Source organism: Microbispora bryophytorum (assembly GCF_043197435.1).
Classification (GTDB): Bacteria; Actinomycetota; Actinomycetes; order Streptosporangiales; family Streptosporangiaceae; genus Microbispora; species Microbispora bryophytorum.
Window position 1 is genome coordinate 437,410 of the sequence record NZ_JBICTF010000005.1, and the last position, 16,441, is coordinate 453,850.

A 16,441-nucleotide genomic window follows, 5' to 3' on the forward strand; every position below is an offset into this window, starting at 1 on the left:
AGGCGCCGTCACCAGGCGACGGGACCGAGGCGGTCGGTGAAGATCCCCGTCGGCCCGTCGGCGTCGATCATCGCGAGTCCGATGATCGAGTCCGTGCCCTCGGTGACCGTCAGCTGACCGGTGTGATTGTTCATGTCGGTGGCGGCGAAGGTTCGGTTCGCGACCTCTCCGGGAGTGGTGGCGTTGAACTTGATCTTCGGAAGGGCTTGGGCGTACCGGACGGTGACCATGTTCAGCGCCGCTTTCGACGAGGTGTAGGCGAGCTCGTGCATCCTCGAGACAGGCTGCTCCGGATCGGTCACGACCGCGAAGGAACCAGCGGCGCTGGACACCATCACCACCCGCGGATGGTCCGCCGCCTGCAGCAGGGGAAGGAACGCGTGCGTGACCCTGATCGGCCCGTACACGTTGGTTTCGTAGACGGAATGGATCTCGTCCACCGTCGCGTCCGCAGGCGGGACGACCCCTCCCGGCGCGCCGGCGTTGTTGATCAGGACATCCAGCCGGTCGGTGTGCTCCCGGACGAGCCGTACGGCGCCGGCCACCGACTCGTCCGAGGTCACGTCCAGTGGGACCATGATCACGTTGACGCCATTGGCGGTCAGCTTGTCGGCGGCCGCCCGCCCCCGGCCCTCGTCACGCGAGCCGAGAAAGACCGTCCACCCCTCTTCCCCGAGCCGCCGGGCCGTCTCGAAACCGAGTCCCTTGTTGCCTCCGGTGATCAGCACCGAGGTCTGCTCCGAGTTCGTCATCCGTCCTCACCCCTTGGAGTCACATGCCGCGCGGATCGTCCGCGCGGCGTCCTGACGAACACGAGATGCCGCTGCCCCGCTCCCTGTGACGGCACGGTTGTGTGACATACGCCACCGGTCACCGCGGTCACACAGCCGCGAGCACCGGCATCTTGTGCGTGTGGCACAGTCGAGAGCGATCAGGCAGGAGCCGGTGATGAGCGGAGGACAGGTGGACGCAGCCAAGCCGCTTGTGTGCGGGGAACCCACGGACCCGGCCACGGACCCGGCCACGGACCCGGCCACCGGGGCGTTCGTCGACCACCGCAACCTCTTGTTCACCGTCGCCTACGAGATGCTCGGTTCGGCCGCCGACGCCGAGGACGTGCTGCAGGAGACCTGGCTCCGATGGGTGGGCGTCGATCTCGGCACGGTGCGGGATCGGCGTGCGTACCTGGTGCGGATCGTCACCCGCCAGGCGCTGATCCGGCTGCGTGCGCTGGGGCGGCGCAGGGAGTCCTACGTCGGCCCTTGGTTGCCCGAGCCGCTACTGACCGCGCCCGACGTGGCCGAGGACGTCGAACTCGCCGACAGCGTCTCGATGGCGATGCTGCTGGTGCTGGAGACGCTGTCGCCGACCGAGCGGGCGGTGTTCGTGCTGCGCGAGGTGTTCGACCTCGACTACGACGAGATCGCCGAAGCCGTCGGCAAAAGCCAGCCCGCGGTCCGCCAGATCGCCCACCGCGCACGCGCACACGTCGCCGCCCGACGCCCCCGCGACACCGTCTCCCCGAACCAGACCCGCGAGGCCCTCCATGCCTTCCAGCAGGCGGTGGAGACCGGCGACCTGCAGAGCCTGCTCGACATCCTCGCCCCCGACGTCGTCCTCCTGAGCGACGGCGGCGGCATCAAACACGCCCTGCTCCGGCCCGTCGTGGGGGCCGGCAAGGTGGCTCGTCTTCTGGCCGCCGGCCTGGACAGGTTCGGCACCGAGGTGTCGGTCGAGCCGGTGGGGGTCAACGGTCACCCGGGTCTTGTCATGCGGATCCACGGGGAGATCGACGGCGTCGTGGCGATGCGAATCGAGGGCGGCCTCGTCACCGGGGTCTACTTCGTCCGCAATCCCGACAAGTTGTCGCATGTGGAACGAGAGACCTCACTGAGCCGCTGAGCAGCGGAACGACCGGCAGTCCGGGCCGGTGCCGGCCGCTTAGCTTTCGCCTGCGGCACCGGTCTCGCCCTCCGGGACTGGGCCGCCGCCCTCCGGGACCGCGCCGTACACGCGGGACAGGTCCGCGACCGCCTCGGCCATCAGTGCGCGGAGATCGGCCGGCTCCAGCACCTCGACGAGCGCGCCCATGCGCAGGAACAGCCACCGGGCGTGCGTGATGGACTCGATCGGCAGCGTCAGCCGGGTCCAGCCGCCGGGCTCCGGCCGCCCGTCGGCCAGCGCCTTGTCGACCACGTCTCCCCCGAGGGTGTATCGGAGCAGATCCTCCGCGCCCGGCGCGAGCCGCACCACCGCCTCGGCCGTGTACATGCGCGAGGCGAACTCCGCGGCGAAGCCGCGCCAGAACGCGGCGAGATCGAAGTCCTGCGGCCGTTCGAAGCGCTCCGGCAGCACCTCGGCCTCGATGATCCGGCTCACCCGGTAGGTCCGCACCGTGCCCGAGCAGGCGGCGGCGAGATACCAGGAGCCACCCTTGAGAACCAGCCCGTAGGGATGCAGCAGCCGTTCCACCTCGGCCGGCCCCCACCGTCGGTAACGCAGCCGGAGGACGCGCTCCTCCCACACCGCCTCGGCGACCTCCATCAGGAACGGCGCCTCGTCGGCGCCGCGATACCAGCCCGGCACGTCGAGGTGGAACCTCTCCCGCATCCTGGCCGCGTGGGAACGCGGCTCGGGCGGCAACGCGGCCAGCAGCTTCAGCTCCGCCGCCGCGGCGAAGTCGGCGAGCCCGAGTTCGGCGGCCGGGCCGGGCAGGCCGGCCAGGAACAGCGAGGACGCCTCCTCCACGGTCAGCCCGTTCAGGCGGGTACGGTAGCCGTCGAGCAGCCGGTATCCGCCGAGCGGCCCGCGGTCGGCATAGACGGGGACGCCGGCGGCCGACAGGGCTTCGACGTCCCTGTAGACGGTGCGGACCGACACCTCCAGCTCTTCGGCGATCTCTGGCGCGGTCATCCTGCCGCGGGTCTGCAGGAGGAGCAGCAGAGACAGCAACCGGCTCGCACGCATGTGACCCAGTGTGCCACCTTTACAAAGTAGATTTATTTGATTTCGCACATGTGCTGTGTTCAAATGCACACATGGAAAGTGCCGATCGGATCCGGGCCATCATGAACGCGTTGCGTACGTGTGACAGCGTCTCCGTGGCCGAACTGGCGCTGGCGTACGGCGTCTCGGAGATGACCATCCGGCGCGACCTTGACGAACTCGCCCAGCAAGGCGTGGTGCGCCGCGTTCGCGGCGGAGCCCTGAGCCTGCTGTTGCGCGGCGAGGAGCCGCCCTTCGGCGTGCGCGAAAGGGAGGCGATCGACGCCAAGCGCCGGATCGGCGCCGAGGTCGCCGCTCTGCTGGCCGACGGCGAGGCCGTGCTGCTCGACGGCGGCACGACCGCGCTCGAAGTCGCCAGAGCCCTGCACGAGCGCCGCCTGACCGTCCTGCCGCTGGCGCTGCAGGCGGCGCAGGAGCTGGCAGGCGCACCCCGCATCCGCCTGGTCCTGCCCGGCGGCGAGGTGCGGCACGGCGAGATGAACTTCGTGGGGCCGCTCACCGAGATGTCGATCAAGGCCCTCCGGTTCGACACCGCGGTGATCGGCTGCTGCGGCCTGTCGGCCGAACACGGCCTGACCGCGCACGACCTGCCCGAAGTCGCCATCAAACAGGCGGCGATCGCCTCTGCCCGTCGCGTCGTCGTCGCGTGCGACTCGGGCAAGTTCACCCGTACGGCGTTCGGCGCGGTCTGCGGGCTCGACCGGCTCGACATGGTCGTCACCGACGAGAACATCCCTCGGGACCAGCACGACGCTCTCACCGCCGCCGGCGTCGCCGTACGCACCACCCCCGCCTCCGTTCCCGTCACCTGAGCATCGCTCTCCCCGCGAACCGGCGCCGCCCGCGTCGCCTCACCTCACCCACGCCAGGCGGGCGACACGAGGGGGAACACGGGAGAGCACGGGGAGAGCACGGGGAGAGCGCGCACACCTCTCCTGATCGTTCGCACAGCTCGCCGACGACACCCGCGACGACATGTGCGGCGGACACCCGTGATGAGCCCCGCGATGACCCCCCGTGACGACTCCCGTGATGACACCGACGAATCGTACGAACCTCCCAGCGCCCGAGGAGCACACCATGGCCTTGTCCGCCCCCGCTCTCCCGGCACTCCTGCGCGCTCGCGTGGCCGTCTACGGACTGTTCCTGCTGGCCGGCATGGCCATCGGCACGTGGACGAGCAGGATCCCCGCCATCAAGGCGGACCTGCGGCTGAGCGACGGCGCGCTCAGCCTGGGGCTGCTCGGCATCGCGGCCGGCGCCATCACCGGCATGCAGGTCGTCGGCAGGTTGGTGGACCGCTACGGCAGCTACCGGACCATGCTGCCGATGGCCGTCGCCCAGGGCCTCGTCCTCGTGGTTCCCGCCTACATGCCGGGCCTGCCGGCGCTCGCGCTCTCCCTGTTCGCGTTCGGCGCGGTCAACGGCACGCTCGACGTCGCGATGAACGCCAACGCCGTGGTGGTGGAGCGGGCGTCCGGGAAATCGATGATGTCGTCCTTCCACGCGGTGTTCAGCGTCGGAGGGTTCGCCGGCGCGGCGGCCGGCGGCATGTTCGCCCACGCCGGAACGAGCCCCGGCGTCACCTTCGCCGCGATGGGGGCGGTGATCATGATCATCGCCCTGCTGAGCGCCCGCTGGGCGATGCGCGACGTCCCGGCCCGGGAGGCGGGGCGGGCGGGCTCCCCCGACGCCGGACCCGCGCGCCGGCGCGTCGGCGGCGGTGTGCTACTCCTCGGCGTCCTCGCGTTCTGCTGCATGATCGGCGAAGGCGCCGCGGCCGACTGGGGGTCGGTCTACCTGCGCGACAGCCTCGGCTCCTCCCCCGGCTTCGCCGCGGCCGCGTACGCCGCGTTCTCGATCATGATGACGGCCGGCCGGTTCGCCGGGGACCGCCTCGCCGCCTGGCTGGGGCCGGTCACGCTGGTGCGCTGCTGCGGAGCTCTCGCCGGGGCCGGTCTCGCGGCCGGGATCGTCGCCGGCGATCCGGTCGCGGGGGTCGTCGGATTCGGCCTGTTCGGCGCGGGTCTGTCGTGCATCATCCCGCAGGTGTTCTCGGCGGCCGGTCATCGCGACCCCGCTCAGTCGGGCCGCGCGCTCGCCGCCGTGGCGAGCCTCGGCTACACCGGCTTCCTCGCCGGCCCCGTGCTCATCGGCGGCCTGGCCGAGGCAGTCACCCTTCCGCATGCGCTGCTGGTGCCCGCCGTGCTCGCGCTGTTCGTGGCCTTCACCGCTCCGGTGATGCGCTCGCGCCGTCCTGAGCCCGCGTCCGAACCCACATCCGAACCCATGTCCGGACGCCGCTCCGAGCCCGCCCGCGACTGAGGCGCACGCCCTGCCCGGCCCACAGGCGAGGGTTGGATCGGGCGGGGCCGGGCAGTGGTGGGGCGTGGCCGTCACCAACGATCCCGAGGAGCCGATCCCCGCATACCGGCGGCTCGCGGCGATGCTCCGCGAGGAGATCGTCCACGGCCGGATCGAGCCCGATCGTCCCCTGCCGTCCGAGGAGCGCCTGACACGCGAGCACGGGTTCGCCCCCGAGGACGTCCGCCGTGCCGTCGAGGTGCTCGGCGGTGAGGGCCTCGTTTACACGGTCGAGGGCCGGGGGGCGTACGTGTCCACCCGGGCGGAGGAGACGGGCGGCGGCTGAGCGGCCGGCCCGTCCCCCACCGGTACGGCGGCTATCCGGCCTGCGCGGACGAGCGGGGCTCGCGCCACATGGGGTACATGACCGGGCCGTCGGGCAGCCGCAGCAGCTCGGGCATGTCGACGTAGCCGTGGCGGAGATAGAGCCGCCGGCTCGCCTCGCTGCTCGCCTCCAGGTAGGCCGGGATCCCTTCGGCGTCGAGCCTGCGGTGGTGCTCCTCCAGCAGCAGGCTGCCGAGGCCGCGGCCGGTCCTGCCCCGCTCCAGTGCGATGAACGCCAGGTAGTGGTGCGGCTGCTCGGGATGGAGCTTGCCCGCCACCTCCCCGAACAGGCGGTAGCGTTCGGCGTTGTCGCCCGCGAAGGACTCGATCGCCTCCTGCTCCCCGGCGATCTCGGGGAACGGCGCGGTGAACCAGACCGCCACGCCGGCCGGCTCGCCCGACTCGTGGATGCCGTAGACGTCGCCGTGCTCAAGCGCGTGCCCGGCCCACATCGTGAAGAATCGCCGCTGCATCGGCAGCCGGTCCTCCGCCCGCGGGATCAGCCACCTGGTGATCTCGTCGGTGTGGAAGGTCTCGGCGATGAGCCCGCCGGCCAGGGCCGCGTCCGTCATCCGAGTGATCTCGGCCGTCACTTGGCGCCCCCGTTGACGGCCTGGGCGCCCAGGCCGATGTTGGCGTAGACCTCGGGCCGGGTCGACTTCAGCACCCGCCCCCAGACGAGGCCGAGGACGATCGCGACGACGAAGATTCCGGGCAGGATCCAGCGGAGGATCGAGTCGGGCTCGACCCCGAGGACCGTGTCGAAGTTGATCAGCGTGAGGACGATGATCACGCAGAGCGCCAGGATCGCCAGGACGGGGGCGATGCGGGTGCGCCAGGCGGTCTCCCCTCGCGGATCACGGGCGAAGAACGCGATCACCGAGATCGAGGTGACAGTGAGCAGGGTCAGCAGCCCGAGACCGCCGAACGTGCCGAAGATGAAGAACATCTTGGTGACCGGGTCGAGGCCGGAGACCGCGTAGACGACGATCACGATCAGCCCGAGCACCGTCTGCAGCAGCGATCCGGAGATCGGAGCGGCGGTGCGGGCCGAGGTGCGGCCGAAGATCGAGGGCAGGACATGCTCCCGGCCCAGGGCGAAGATGTAGCGGGCCGTGGTGTTGTGGAAGGCGATCATGCAGGCGATGCTGCTGGTCACGAACAGCACCGAGCCGATCGTCGAGACGGCGGAGCCCAGGTGGGCGGCGGCCTGGTTGAAGATGAGCTCGGTCCCCTGCTCCGAGGACGCCTTGACGATCCCGTCCGGCCCGGTCGGCACCGTCTGCGCCCAGGCGGAGACGGAGTACAGCACGGCGATGATCGCGATGCCCAGATAGGTGGCGATGGGCACGGTCCGGTGGCGGTCCTTGGACTCCTCGGCGAAGACCACCGACGACTCGATGCCGGCGAACCCCGCGACGACGGTGGCGAGCGCCGCTCCCACGCCGGGCACGAACAGGGCGCCGGGGGTGAAGCCCTCGAAGCTGATCCCTCCCGCGGCGGCGTGGGTCACGTCGCCGAGGTCGAACAGCAGCACGATGACGATCTCACTGACCAGCAGGACGGACAGGATCTTTCCGTTGACGTCCACCCGCAGCAGGCCGAGCACGCCGGTCAGCGCCCAGGCCACGAGCGCGATCACCCACCACGGGGGCGAGCTGCCGAACCAGTCCACGAGCAGCGGCTCGGCCGCCGATCCGATGATTCCGTACAGACCGAGCTGCAGCGCGTTGTAGGCGAGCAGCGCCACCCAGGCGGTCGCGACTCCCTGGGTCCGGCCGAGTCCCTGGGCGGCATAGGCGTAAAAGGCGCCCGCGTTCACCACGTGCCTGGCCATCGTCACGTATCCGACGGCGAACAACGCGAAAATAGCGCCCAGCATCAGGAATGCGAATGGGACACCGATGACGCCCGTCACGGTATAGGCCGTCGGGACCGAACCCGCGACGACCATCAGCGGCGCCGCCGCGGAGATGACGAAGAACACGATGGACGGCACGCCGAGCCGGTCTTCGGCCAGTGCGGCCGTGACGGCGCTGGGCCGTTGCTGTGTGAGGGACACCTGGAACTCCGTGTGAGGGGGGGTGGAGGTCATCGACGGCTGATGACGGCCTGGCCGACGGCGACCTTGGTCTGGGTGATGAGGCTCCGCACGGGCATGGGGAGCGTGGCGGTCGTGGCGGACACGAACCGGGGATCGTGCTCGGACAGGACCCGCTGGGCGCAACCGGCCGCGACCAGGAGCCCCAGGAGAACGCAGTCCCGGTCCACCGGCGCCTTGCGCCGCTGGATGGCGAGATTCAGCCGGGCGAGCGGCCACGCGGCCCTGTTCATGTCCGCCGGGGCCGGGGGCTGCTGCTTCAGCAGGTGCCTGACCGGCGGCTTGAGCAGCTTCTCCGCGATCATCCTGGCGGTGACGTCGGCATAGAGCGTCCGGGCGAAGAACAGGAGCCACGTGCTGATCGGGTGGTGCGGTTCGGCGACGATGTGCCCGAGAACCGCACGGGTGAGCGGATCGCCGGCGATCTCCCCGGCTGTCGCGTAGAGGCGTTCCGGGTTCGACGCGATGTCGAGCGCCACGCGCTCGGCGAGCATCAGTTCACCGAGGACCCCGCCGGCCAGTGCCAGCCCCGTGAGCCGGGAATGAAGCAACGGATGGCCCGTCACATTGTCGTGCAGGACAAAGTACAGGTCATCGACAAGGGACGGGCTCGAAAGATCGCTTTCAGCCACGGTCGGCGATGATATAGGCGGAATGTTCCATCTGTCATCGCGCGAATTCGCAACGGGGCGATCCGGGCGCGAAATACCAGAATTTCGGCAACCGAAACACACTTTCGGTTAATGCAATTACGGCCCGCTTCGCAGAGGGTCACACCGGGCCGCGGAAACCCGCGGCAGGCGCGCCCCGGCTTCGCGACAGGCGCCGGCGCGACCTCCGGGCGGGGACGCGGCGCCGCGTACGGGGCGTGGGCGGATGCCGGCGATCGGACGCTCCACGCGCGCCCGCCCTCTGCCCGCTCCTTGCCCGCTCGCTGGGCCTCTCGCCGGCCCTCTCGCCGGGCCGAGCCCGGTTTGTCCGTTTTGTGGGCGGGCATCGTCGGCCTATGACCATCCAGGACGACAGGGGCGCGACGGCCCTGGCCCGCGCACACGGGCTCTTCAACATCGCGGGCGGCCTGTGGCCGTTGCTGCACCCGCCGAGCTTCGAGAAGGTGTTCGGCGCGAAGACCGACCGCTGGCTGGAGCGCACCGTCGCCGGGTTGCTCGTGGGCGTCGGATGGACGCAGATCCGGGCCGCGTCCGCTCCCGGCGGCGCCGACCACGCGCGCCGTCTCGGCATCGCCACGGCGGCTACGCTGCTCGCCGCCGACCTGGTCTACGTGCCCGCGGGCCGCATCCGGCCCACCTACCTTCTCGACGCGGCGGCCGAGGCGATGTGGCTGCGCGCCTGGCGGGCCCGCGCCGTACGGCCGGAGCCCGCGTCCAGCCGGGCCGGCTCGGTGTTCGCCGCGGCGGCGGCGCTGGCCGCCGGATGCGCCACGGGCGGTGTGCTGGCCGCGCGCATGCTGCGGCGGCGAGCCGCGCCGGACGAGTCCGAGCTCACCCGGGCCCGCTACATCCGCCACCCCGCGGCACGGTGAGCGCGGTGAGCACGGTGAGCACGGTGAGCGCGGGTCGCCGACCACGACGGCCGGGAGGGACGGGGGCAGGGAGGGACGGAGCCGGGAGGGACGGCCGTGCCCTCATCCGGGCAGCGTCTCGCCGCCGATCGGGGCGAGGACCTCACCCGTGTAGTACGACGACAGCCGGTTGGCGGCGAAGAACACATACGAGGGAGCGATCTCGTCCGGGTCGGCCGGCCGGCCCATCGGCGCCTGACTGCCGAACTGGTCCACCTTCTCCTCGGGGAACGTGGCGGGAATCAGCGGCGTCCAGACCGGGCCGGGGGCCACGGCGTTGATCCTGATTCCCCGCTCGACCAGCACCTGGGCCATGGAGTAGGTGAACGCGTTGATCGCGCCCTTGGTCGCCGAGTAGTCGATCAGGGTCTTGTTGCCGCGCAGCCCGTTGATCGACGAGGTGTTGACGATCGAGCCGCCCTCGGGCATGTGCCGCAGCGCGGCCTTGGTCACCCGGAAGTAGCTGTGGATGTTCACCGCGAAGGTGCGCTCCCACTGCTCGTCCGGCAGCTCTTCCAATGACCGCACCGGGGACTGCGTGGCCACGTTGTTCACGAGCACGTCGATCCCGCCGAGCTCGCGGACCGTGCGTTCCACGACCTCCTCGCAGTGACGGGGGTCGGCGAGGTCACCCGGAATGATCACGCAGCGGCGGCCCTCCTGCTCCACCAGCTTCCTGGTGTGCTCGGCGTCCTCGTGCTCGGTGAGGTAGGCGATCGCGACGTCCGCCCCTTCCTTGGCGAACGCCACGGCGACGGCCCGCCCGATGCCGGAGTCGCCGCCGGTGACGAGCGCCCGCTTGCCCGCCAGCAGGTCGCGTCCGGCGTAGTCGCGCATCTCGTCCCTGGGCTCGGGCGTCATCTCGCCCGTCCGGCCGGGGTAGGGCTGCGTCTGCGGTGGCGGCGTGGAGTTCGGCTGCTCAGACATGCACGTCGGGTACCCCTGCCCGTCCGGGGCAAACGGCCGGCGCGTCGCCCGGGAGCGATCGCCCGACGGATACACACTGTTACCTATCCATCACGCTTTAACGTCCTGAGAGGGGACATCGGGTATGACGTTGCCATGACACCCCGGTCGCGGATCGCTCCGCTCGACGTGGTCTGGAGAACGTGCGACGCCGTGCCCGAGTGCCTCGGCGTCGCCCACGAGCCGTACGGCAGATGCCTGGCGCACCTCACGCCGGCGCAGGCGGCCGAGTTCCTGCGGGGCCTGACGCGCGGCCAGGCCCTCGATCTGCGCGGCACCCTCGTGTCGGAGGACCTGCTCGCGCGGGTCCTCGACGGCGTGGAGCGCCACCTGGGCAGGGCGAGGTTCGATCGCGCGATCTTCACCGGCCCGGCCCGCTTCGGCGAGGTCGTCTTCGCCGGTGACGCGACCTTCGACCACGCGAAGTTCGACCACCTCGCCTCGTTCTACGGCGCCCGGTTCCTCCGCAACGTCTCCTTCCGCGAGGCCCGGTTCCTGCGCGAGTTCTCCCTGCACGACGCGCGAATGTGCGGCCACGCGACCTTCGACCACGTAACGGTGCGCGGCGACGCCCTGTTCGGCGCGGCACAGTTCGGTGCGGCGCCGCCCAGGGGCACGGGGAACGCATCGTTCGGGAGAGCGGACAACGGCCTTCTCCCGGAGGCGTCATCCCAGAAGGCGTCGTTCCAAAGAGCGCAGTTCCACGGATTCGCCGCGTTCGACGCGGCCGTCTTCCACGGGGAGGCCTGCTTCCGCGGCGCCCGGTTCCACCGGGCCGTCTCCTTCCGCGGCTCGGACTGCGGGGCGAGCGCCGAGTTCCAGAGCGCACGCTTCGAGGGGGCGGCCTACCTCGGCCCGATGCGGGTCGTGCGGCGCCTGTCGCTCGCGGGCGTACGGGCCTGCGCGCCGTTGCACATCGACACCGGCGGGTGCCGTGTGGTGCTGCGCGCGGCGGCCGTCCTCGGGCGGCTCGCCGCACGACTGTCCGACGCCGAGGTCGATCTGCGGGACGCGAGGCTCGCCGGGCTGTCGGCCGTCACCCGGCGCTCCGGCCGGCTGCGCGTGACCTCGCTCGACGGCCTGGACGCGGACGCGCTCACGCTGACCGGGGTGGACCTGCGGGCGTGCGGACTCGACGGGCTGCGCCGTCCCGAGGGGCTGCGCCTGCGGGAGTGCGTGTTCGCCGCGCCTCCGGGCGGGCTCGGGCTGCGCCTGGGATGGCCGCCCGTGCGGTGGTGGAGTCGCCGCCGGGTCATCGCCGACGAGCACCTGTGGCGGGGATGGGCGGCGCACGGTCTTGACGAGCACGGCGCCGGCGAACACAGTGCCGGCTACCACGGTGCCGGTCCGGCCGGCGATCGAGCGCCCGACCCGGCACGCCTGGCGGTTCTGTACGAGCGGCTGCGGCCGGGCGTCGACGACACCCGCGTGGCGGCCGACTTCGCGTTCGGCGCCATGGAGATGCGGCGGCTGGGCAGCCCCCGCGGTCGCGGCAGGCTGCTGCTGTCGCTGTACTGGCTCGCCTGCGGGTACGGCCTGCGCGCGGGGCGGGCCCTCGGATGGCTCGCGCTGGTGGCGGCCGTCGCCGCGGGCGCGGTGTGCTGGGCCGCCGGAGTGCGCCCGGAGGGCAAGCCCGCCGTCCACCGTCCCCGGGTCGCGGTCGTACGGCCCGCGGCGACGGCCTCCCGCCCGGCGCACGGGCTCGGGGGCTGACGACCAGGGGGGAAACAGGGAGGAAACAGGGGTGGAACACCGGGGGTGAGACACGGGGAGCATCGAAGACTTCGATGCTGAGGAGCACAAGCGTTCACGATTCTTACGGCCGTTACCTCCTGTCGCCAGCATAAGCTCAATCGTTCGCAAAACAGGAGGTTCCATGACAAAGCGCCTATCTGTGGCCATAGTCGGCGCGCTGGTCGTGTCGGCGCTCGCCGGCGGCTGCGGGCGTTCGTCGTCGGGGACCGCCGCGGGCGAGAACGCGGCGGCGACGACGACGGGCAAGACCGCGAAGGACCTGGTTCCCGAGGACGTGCGCAAGGCGGGCACGCTGCGGGTCGCCACGTCGGAGGGCTACCCGCCCATGGAGATGTACAAGAAGGGCACCCAGGAGCTCACCGGTGTCGACCCCGGCCTCGGCGCCGCCATCGCGGCCAAGCTCGGACTGAAGTTCTCGATCACCAACGCGGCCTTCGACGGACTCATCCCCGGCCTCCAGGGCGGGCGCTGGGACATCGTGATGTCCTCGATGAGCGACACCGAGGAGCGGCGCGCGGCGGTCGACTTCGTCGACTACTTCAACGCCGGCGGCGCCATCATGGTGAAGAAGGGCAACCCGGAGGGCATCAAGAACCTCGAGGACCTGTGCGGCCGCACGGTGGTGCTGGCCAAGGGCAGCTCCAACCTCGCCATCGGCGAGAAGCAGAACGAGAAGTGCGCCACGAAGATGAAGATCATGCAGAGCGAGGACGCGCCCACCGGCCTGCTCTCGATCGACTCCGGGCGCGCGACGGCCACGATCGTGGACTATCCCGTCGCCGTCATGTACGCCAAGGACACCGGCAAGTACGACGTGCTGCCCGAGCAGTACGAGGCCGGCCCGTGGGGCATCGCGATCGACAAGCGCAAGACGGCGCTGCGCGACGCGGTCGCCAAGGCGATGGAGGAGCTCCAGGCCGACGGCGGCTACACCTCCGTCCTGGACGAGTACGGCGTGACGGCCAACGCCGTCGACGGCGTGCTGGTCAACACCCAGCCGTGGAAGTGAACGGGGAGAAGGCGGCCGGAGCCGAACTGCCGATCGAGGCCGTGCGTCCCGTACGGCCCGGCCGGTGGCTGGGCGCGGCCGTCGCCCTCCTCTTCCTCGTCTGGCTGGCCTACACGGTCATCGTCAACGAGAACCTGCACTGGGACGTCATCGTCGCCTACCTGACCGACGGCAGGATCCTCGGCGGTCTGTGGGTCACGATCCAGCTCACCGTGCTGTCCATGGCCATCGGCCTGGCGCTGGGCGTGCTGGCCGCCGTCATGCAGCTGTCGGACAACCCCGTGCTGCGCGGCACCTCCGCTCTCTACACGTGGTTCTTCCGCGGCACGCCGCTGCTGGTGCAGCTCATCTTCTGGTTCAACATCGGGCTGGTCTTCCCCACCTTCGCGATCGGCGTGCCGTTCGGCGGGCCCAAGCTGATCGAGTGGCAGGCGAACGCGGTCATCACGCCGTTCACCGCCGCGCTGCTCGGCCTGGCCATCAACGAGGGCGCGTACATGGCGGAGATCGTGCGTGCGGGCATCCGCTCGGTCGACCCGGGCCAGCGGGAGGCGGCCGAGTCGCTCGGCATGTCGCATCGGCAGGTGCTGCGCCGCGTGGTGCTGCCGCAGGCCATGCGGGTGATCATCCCGCCGACCGGCAACCAGTTCATCTCGATGCTGAAGACCACCTCGATGGTCTCCGTGATCGCCGGCGCCGAGCTGCTGACCGTGGCACAGCGCATCTATCTCGGCAACTTCGAGGTCATCGCGATGCTCGTGGTCGCCTCGATCTGGTACGTCGTGCTCACCACGATCGCCAGCGTCGGGCAGCACTTCGTCGAGAAGCGGTTCGAGCGCGGCCACGTGCGGCTGTCCTCCCGGGTGCGCCGCAACCTGTCTCCGCTGCCGTCGAAGGAGCCCCTGCCGGTCGAGTCGTCGAAGGAGCCCCCGTTGCCGAAGGAGCCCTCGTGAACGCGCAGGACCAGCCGATGGTGCGGATCCGTTCCGTCCGCAAGCGCTTCGGGTCGCTGGAGGTGCTCAAGGGCATCGACCTCGACGTCCCCGCCGGCGAGGTGGTGTGCGTCGTGGGCCCGTCGGGGTCGGGCAAGTCGACCCTGCTGCGCTGCGTCAACCGCCTGGAGAGCATCGACTCGGGCCGGATCTGGGTGAACGGCGAGCTGATGGGCTACGCCGAGCGCGACGGACGGCTGCACACGCTGCGTCCTCACGAGCTGTCCCGGCAGCGGCGCGGCATCGGCATGGTGTTCCAGCGCTTCCACCTTTTCCCGCACCGCACCGCGATCGAGAACGTGATGGAGGGGCCGGTCACCGTGTTGCGCACGTCCACCGCCCAGGCCAGGCGGCAGGCGCAGGAGCTGCTCGATCGGGTCGGCCTGGCCGACCGGGGGCACCACTACCCGGCTCAGCTGTCCGGGGGCCAGCAGCAGCGGGTGGCCATCGCCCGTAGCCTGGCGATGCGGCCCAGCCTGATGCTGTTCGACGAGCCGACCAGCGCGCTCGACCCCGAGCTCGTGCAGGAGGTGCTGGCCGTCATGCGGGACCTCGCGGCGACCGGCATGACCATGATGGTCGTCACCCACGAGATGAACTTCGCCCGCGAGGTCGGCGACCAGCTCGTGTTCATGGACGACGGCGTCATCGTCGAGCGCGGCGACCCCCGCGAGGTGCTCGCGGCGCCCCGCCACGAGCGGCTGCGCGCCTTCCTCGGGCAGGTCCAGTGAGCGGTTTCGATCTGCTCATCCGGGGCGGCCTGCTGGTGGACGGCACCGGCCGCCCCGGCAGGCCCGCCGACGTCGGGGTCGCCGCCGGGCGGCTGACCGTGCTGACCCCGGGCGAGGCCCCGCGCACGGGCGCGGCCGAGGTGATCGACGCGCGCGGGCGCGTGGTCGCCCCCGGATTCGTCGACGTGCACACGCACTCCGACGGCGTCACACTGCTCGGCCCGTCCGGCGGCCGTTCCGCGCTGGTGCGGGCGTCGGTCCTGCAGGGCGTGACCACCGAGATCTGCGGCAACTGCGGGTCCAGTCTCTTCCCCGCGGCGCCGGAGCGGCTGGCCGCCATGCGGGCCGAGACGCGGATCACCTTCGGCGGCGACGTCGGCGCGTACGCCGACTTCGCGGGCTTCGCCGCCGCGCAGGCCGAAGTGCCCCGGGCCAACCATCTGGCGTCACTCGTCGGCCACGGCACGCTCCGGGCGGGCGTGCTCGGCCCCGTGGACCGGCCCGCCCGCCCGGACGAGCTGCACACGATGTGCGCGCTGCTCGACGCCTCCCTGGCGCAGGGCGCGGCCGGGCTGTCCACCGGCCTGATCTACACCCCGGGCTCGTACGCGGGCACCGACGAGGTGGTGGCGCTGGCGGCGGTGGCCGCCCGGCACGGCAAGCCGTACGTCACCCACCTGCGGGACGAGATGTCGCGCGTCGAGGAGGCGCTGGAGGAGGCGATCGAGATCTCCCGGCGCAGCGGCGCGGCGCTGCACGTCTCGCACCACAAGACCGCGGGCCGGTACGCCTGGGGCCGCACCGAGCAGACGCTGCCGCGCATCGCCGCGCTGCGCGCCGAGGGCATGGACGTCACCTGCGACGTCTACCCCTACACGGCGGGCAGCACGGCATTGGCCGCCATGCTGCCGCCCTGGGCGAACGACGGCGGCGTTGGGGCGCTCACCGGGCGGCTCGGCGACCCCGCCCAGCGCGACCGGATGCGCCGCGCCATCGCGGAGGGCGTGCCCGGCTGGGAGAACACGGTCGGCAACGGCGGCTGGGACCGGATCTCGGTCGCGTGCGCGCCCCGCCACCCGCAGGTCGAGGGCAGGACCATCGCCGACCTCGCGGCGTCGGCGGGCGCTGACCCCCTCGACACGGTCGCCGAGCTGCTGCTGGCGGAGGCCGGCGAGGTGACGATCATCAGTCACTCGATGGTCGAGGAGGACGTGCGGCGGGTGCTGGCCGCGCCGTACGCGATGATCGGCTCCGACGGCGTGCCGAAGCCGGGCGGGCGCCCGCATCCGCGCTGGGCCGGGACGTTCCCCCGGGTGCTCGGCCGGTACGTCCGGGAGCTGGGGCTGCTGCGGCTGGAGGAGGCGGTGCACAAGATGACCGGGATGGCCGCGGCGCGCTTCGGGCTGACCGGGCGCGGCGTGGTCCGCGACGGCGCGCACGCCGACCTGGTGGTCTTCGACTACGCGACGGTCGCCGACCGGGCGACGTTCACCGAACCGCTGCTGCCGCCCGCCGGGATCGACGCGGTCGTCGCGGCCGGTGAGGTCGTGGTACGCGACGGCGAGGAGACCGGCGCCCGGCCGGGAAGGGTACTGGCCCTGTGAGGGGGAC

The 16,441-nt window shown here is 71.5% G+C and carries 16 protein-coding genes; 10 read left to right on the plus strand and 6 right to left on the minus strand.

Annotation, left to right across the window (positions count from 1 at the left end):
* Positions 1-8 precede the first annotated feature (8 nt).
* On the minus strand, positions 9-752 hold the full coding sequence (locus ACGFIB_RS19495; protein WP_357243224.1) for an SDR family NAD(P)-dependent oxidoreductase: 744 nt from the start codon (positions 750-752) through the stop codon (positions 9-11).
* Between the two features lie 196 nt (positions 753-948).
* On the opposite strand from ACGFIB_RS19495, the gene ACGFIB_RS19500 reads away from it, so the two are divergent.
* Positions 949-1,902, plus strand: coding sequence for an RNA polymerase sigma-70 factor (locus tag ACGFIB_RS19500; protein ID WP_142570931.1), 954 nt, complete (start codon positions 949-951; stop codon positions 1,900-1,902).
* 39 nt (positions 1,903-1,941) lie between these two features.
* On the opposite strand, the gene ACGFIB_RS19505 is transcribed toward ACGFIB_RS19500, so the two are convergent.
* The gene (locus tag ACGFIB_RS19505; protein ID WP_393373637.1) at positions 1,942-2,967 is read right to left on the minus strand and encodes a helix-turn-helix transcriptional regulator; all 1,026 of its coding nucleotides are present in this window, start codon (positions 2,965-2,967) and stop codon (positions 1,942-1,944) included.
* 71 nt (positions 2,968-3,038) lie between these two features.
* Between ACGFIB_RS19505 and ACGFIB_RS19510 the strand changes: the two genes are divergently transcribed.
* The 3 genes from ACGFIB_RS19510 to ACGFIB_RS19520 all read left to right on the plus strand — a co-directional run bounded on the left by ACGFIB_RS19510 (position 3,039) and on the right by ACGFIB_RS19520 (position 5,656).
* Positions 3,039-3,818, plus strand: a complete 780-nt coding sequence (locus ACGFIB_RS19510; RefSeq protein ID WP_357260225.1) for a DeoR/GlpR family DNA-binding transcription regulator — start codon at positions 3,039-3,041, stop codon at positions 3,816-3,818.
* Positions 3,819-4,086: 268 nt separating this feature from the next.
* Positions 4,087-5,331: an MFS transporter gene (locus tag ACGFIB_RS19515; protein WP_393373640.1), complete on the plus strand. Its 1,245-nt coding sequence runs from the start codon at positions 4,087-4,089 to the stop codon at positions 5,329-5,331.
* Positions 5,332-5,395: 64 nt separating this feature from the next.
* Positions 5,396-5,656 carry a winged helix-turn-helix domain-containing protein gene (locus ACGFIB_RS19520; protein WP_208762187.1) on the plus strand — a complete coding sequence of 87 codons (261 nt, stop codon included), beginning with the start codon at positions 5,396-5,398 and terminating at the stop codon, positions 5,654-5,656.
* Between the two features lie 31 nt (positions 5,657-5,687).
* Here ACGFIB_RS19520 and ACGFIB_RS19525 read toward each other — a convergent pair whose 3' ends face one another.
* Genes ACGFIB_RS19525 through ACGFIB_RS19535 form a run of 3 tightly spaced genes read right to left on the minus strand, consistent with a single transcriptional unit; the run spans position 5,688 to position 8,427 of the window.
* Positions 5,688-6,266 carry a GNAT family N-acetyltransferase gene (locus ACGFIB_RS19525; protein ID WP_393373643.1) on the minus strand — a complete coding sequence of 193 codons (579 nt, stop codon included), beginning with the start codon at positions 6,264-6,266 and terminating at the stop codon, positions 5,688-5,690.
* 17 nt (positions 6,267-6,283) lie between these two features.
* Positions 6,284-7,756 (minus strand): APC family permease, encoded by a 1,473-nt coding sequence (locus ACGFIB_RS19530; RefSeq protein ID WP_357260216.1) that lies wholly within the window; start codon positions 7,754-7,756, stop codon positions 6,284-6,286.
* A 29-nt stretch (positions 7,757-7,785) separates the two neighbouring features.
* Positions 7,786-8,427: a GOLPH3/VPS74 family protein gene (locus tag ACGFIB_RS19535; RefSeq protein WP_393373646.1), complete on the minus strand. Its 642-nt coding sequence runs from the start codon at positions 8,425-8,427 to the stop codon at positions 7,786-7,788.
* Between the two features lie 374 nt (positions 8,428-8,801).
* Here ACGFIB_RS19535 and ACGFIB_RS19540 point away from each other — a divergent pair, with 374 nt between their 5' ends.
* Positions 8,802-9,338 carry a hypothetical protein gene (locus tag ACGFIB_RS19540; RefSeq protein ID WP_357243239.1) on the plus strand — a complete coding sequence of 179 codons (537 nt, stop codon included), beginning with the start codon at positions 8,802-8,804 and terminating at the stop codon, positions 9,336-9,338.
* A gap of 102 nt (positions 9,339-9,440) precedes the next feature.
* Here ACGFIB_RS19540 and ACGFIB_RS19545 read toward each other — a convergent pair whose 3' ends face one another.
* Entirely contained in the window at positions 9,441-10,304 is an 864-nt protein-coding gene (locus ACGFIB_RS19545; RefSeq protein WP_393373648.1) for an SDR family oxidoreductase, read from the minus strand.
* Between the two features lie 135 nt (positions 10,305-10,439).
* On the opposite strand from ACGFIB_RS19545, the gene ACGFIB_RS19550 reads away from it, so the two are divergent.
* The 5 genes from ACGFIB_RS19550 to ACGFIB_RS19570 all read left to right on the plus strand — a co-directional run bounded on the left by ACGFIB_RS19550 (position 10,440) and on the right by ACGFIB_RS19570 (position 16,434).
* Positions 10,440-12,056 (plus strand): pentapeptide repeat-containing protein, encoded by a 1,617-nt coding sequence (locus tag ACGFIB_RS19550; RefSeq protein ID WP_393373650.1) that lies wholly within the window; start codon positions 10,440-10,442, stop codon positions 12,054-12,056.
* A gap of 163 nt (positions 12,057-12,219) precedes the next feature.
* Positions 12,220-13,107, plus strand: a complete 888-nt coding sequence (locus ACGFIB_RS19555; RefSeq protein WP_142570912.1) for an ABC transporter substrate-binding protein — start codon at positions 12,220-12,222, stop codon at positions 13,105-13,107.
* Complete coding sequence (locus ACGFIB_RS19560; protein ID WP_357243247.1) at positions 13,098-14,060, plus strand: amino acid ABC transporter permease; 963 nt, start codon at positions 13,098-13,100, stop codon at positions 14,058-14,060. Before ACGFIB_RS19555 ends, ACGFIB_RS19560 begins: the two co-directional genes overlap by 10 nt.
* A gap of 17 nt (positions 14,061-14,077) precedes the next feature.
* A complete protein-coding gene (locus ACGFIB_RS19565) occupies positions 14,078-14,830 on the plus strand; it encodes an amino acid ABC transporter ATP-binding protein (RefSeq protein ID WP_142571145.1) in 753 nt (250 codons plus the stop codon).
* Positions 14,827-16,434: an N-acyl-D-amino-acid deacylase family protein gene (locus ACGFIB_RS19570; protein WP_393373653.1), complete on the plus strand. Its 1,608-nt coding sequence runs from the start codon at positions 14,827-14,829 to the stop codon at positions 16,432-16,434. Before ACGFIB_RS19565 ends, ACGFIB_RS19570 begins: the two co-directional genes overlap by 4 nt.
* Positions 16,435-16,441 lie beyond the last annotated feature (7 nt).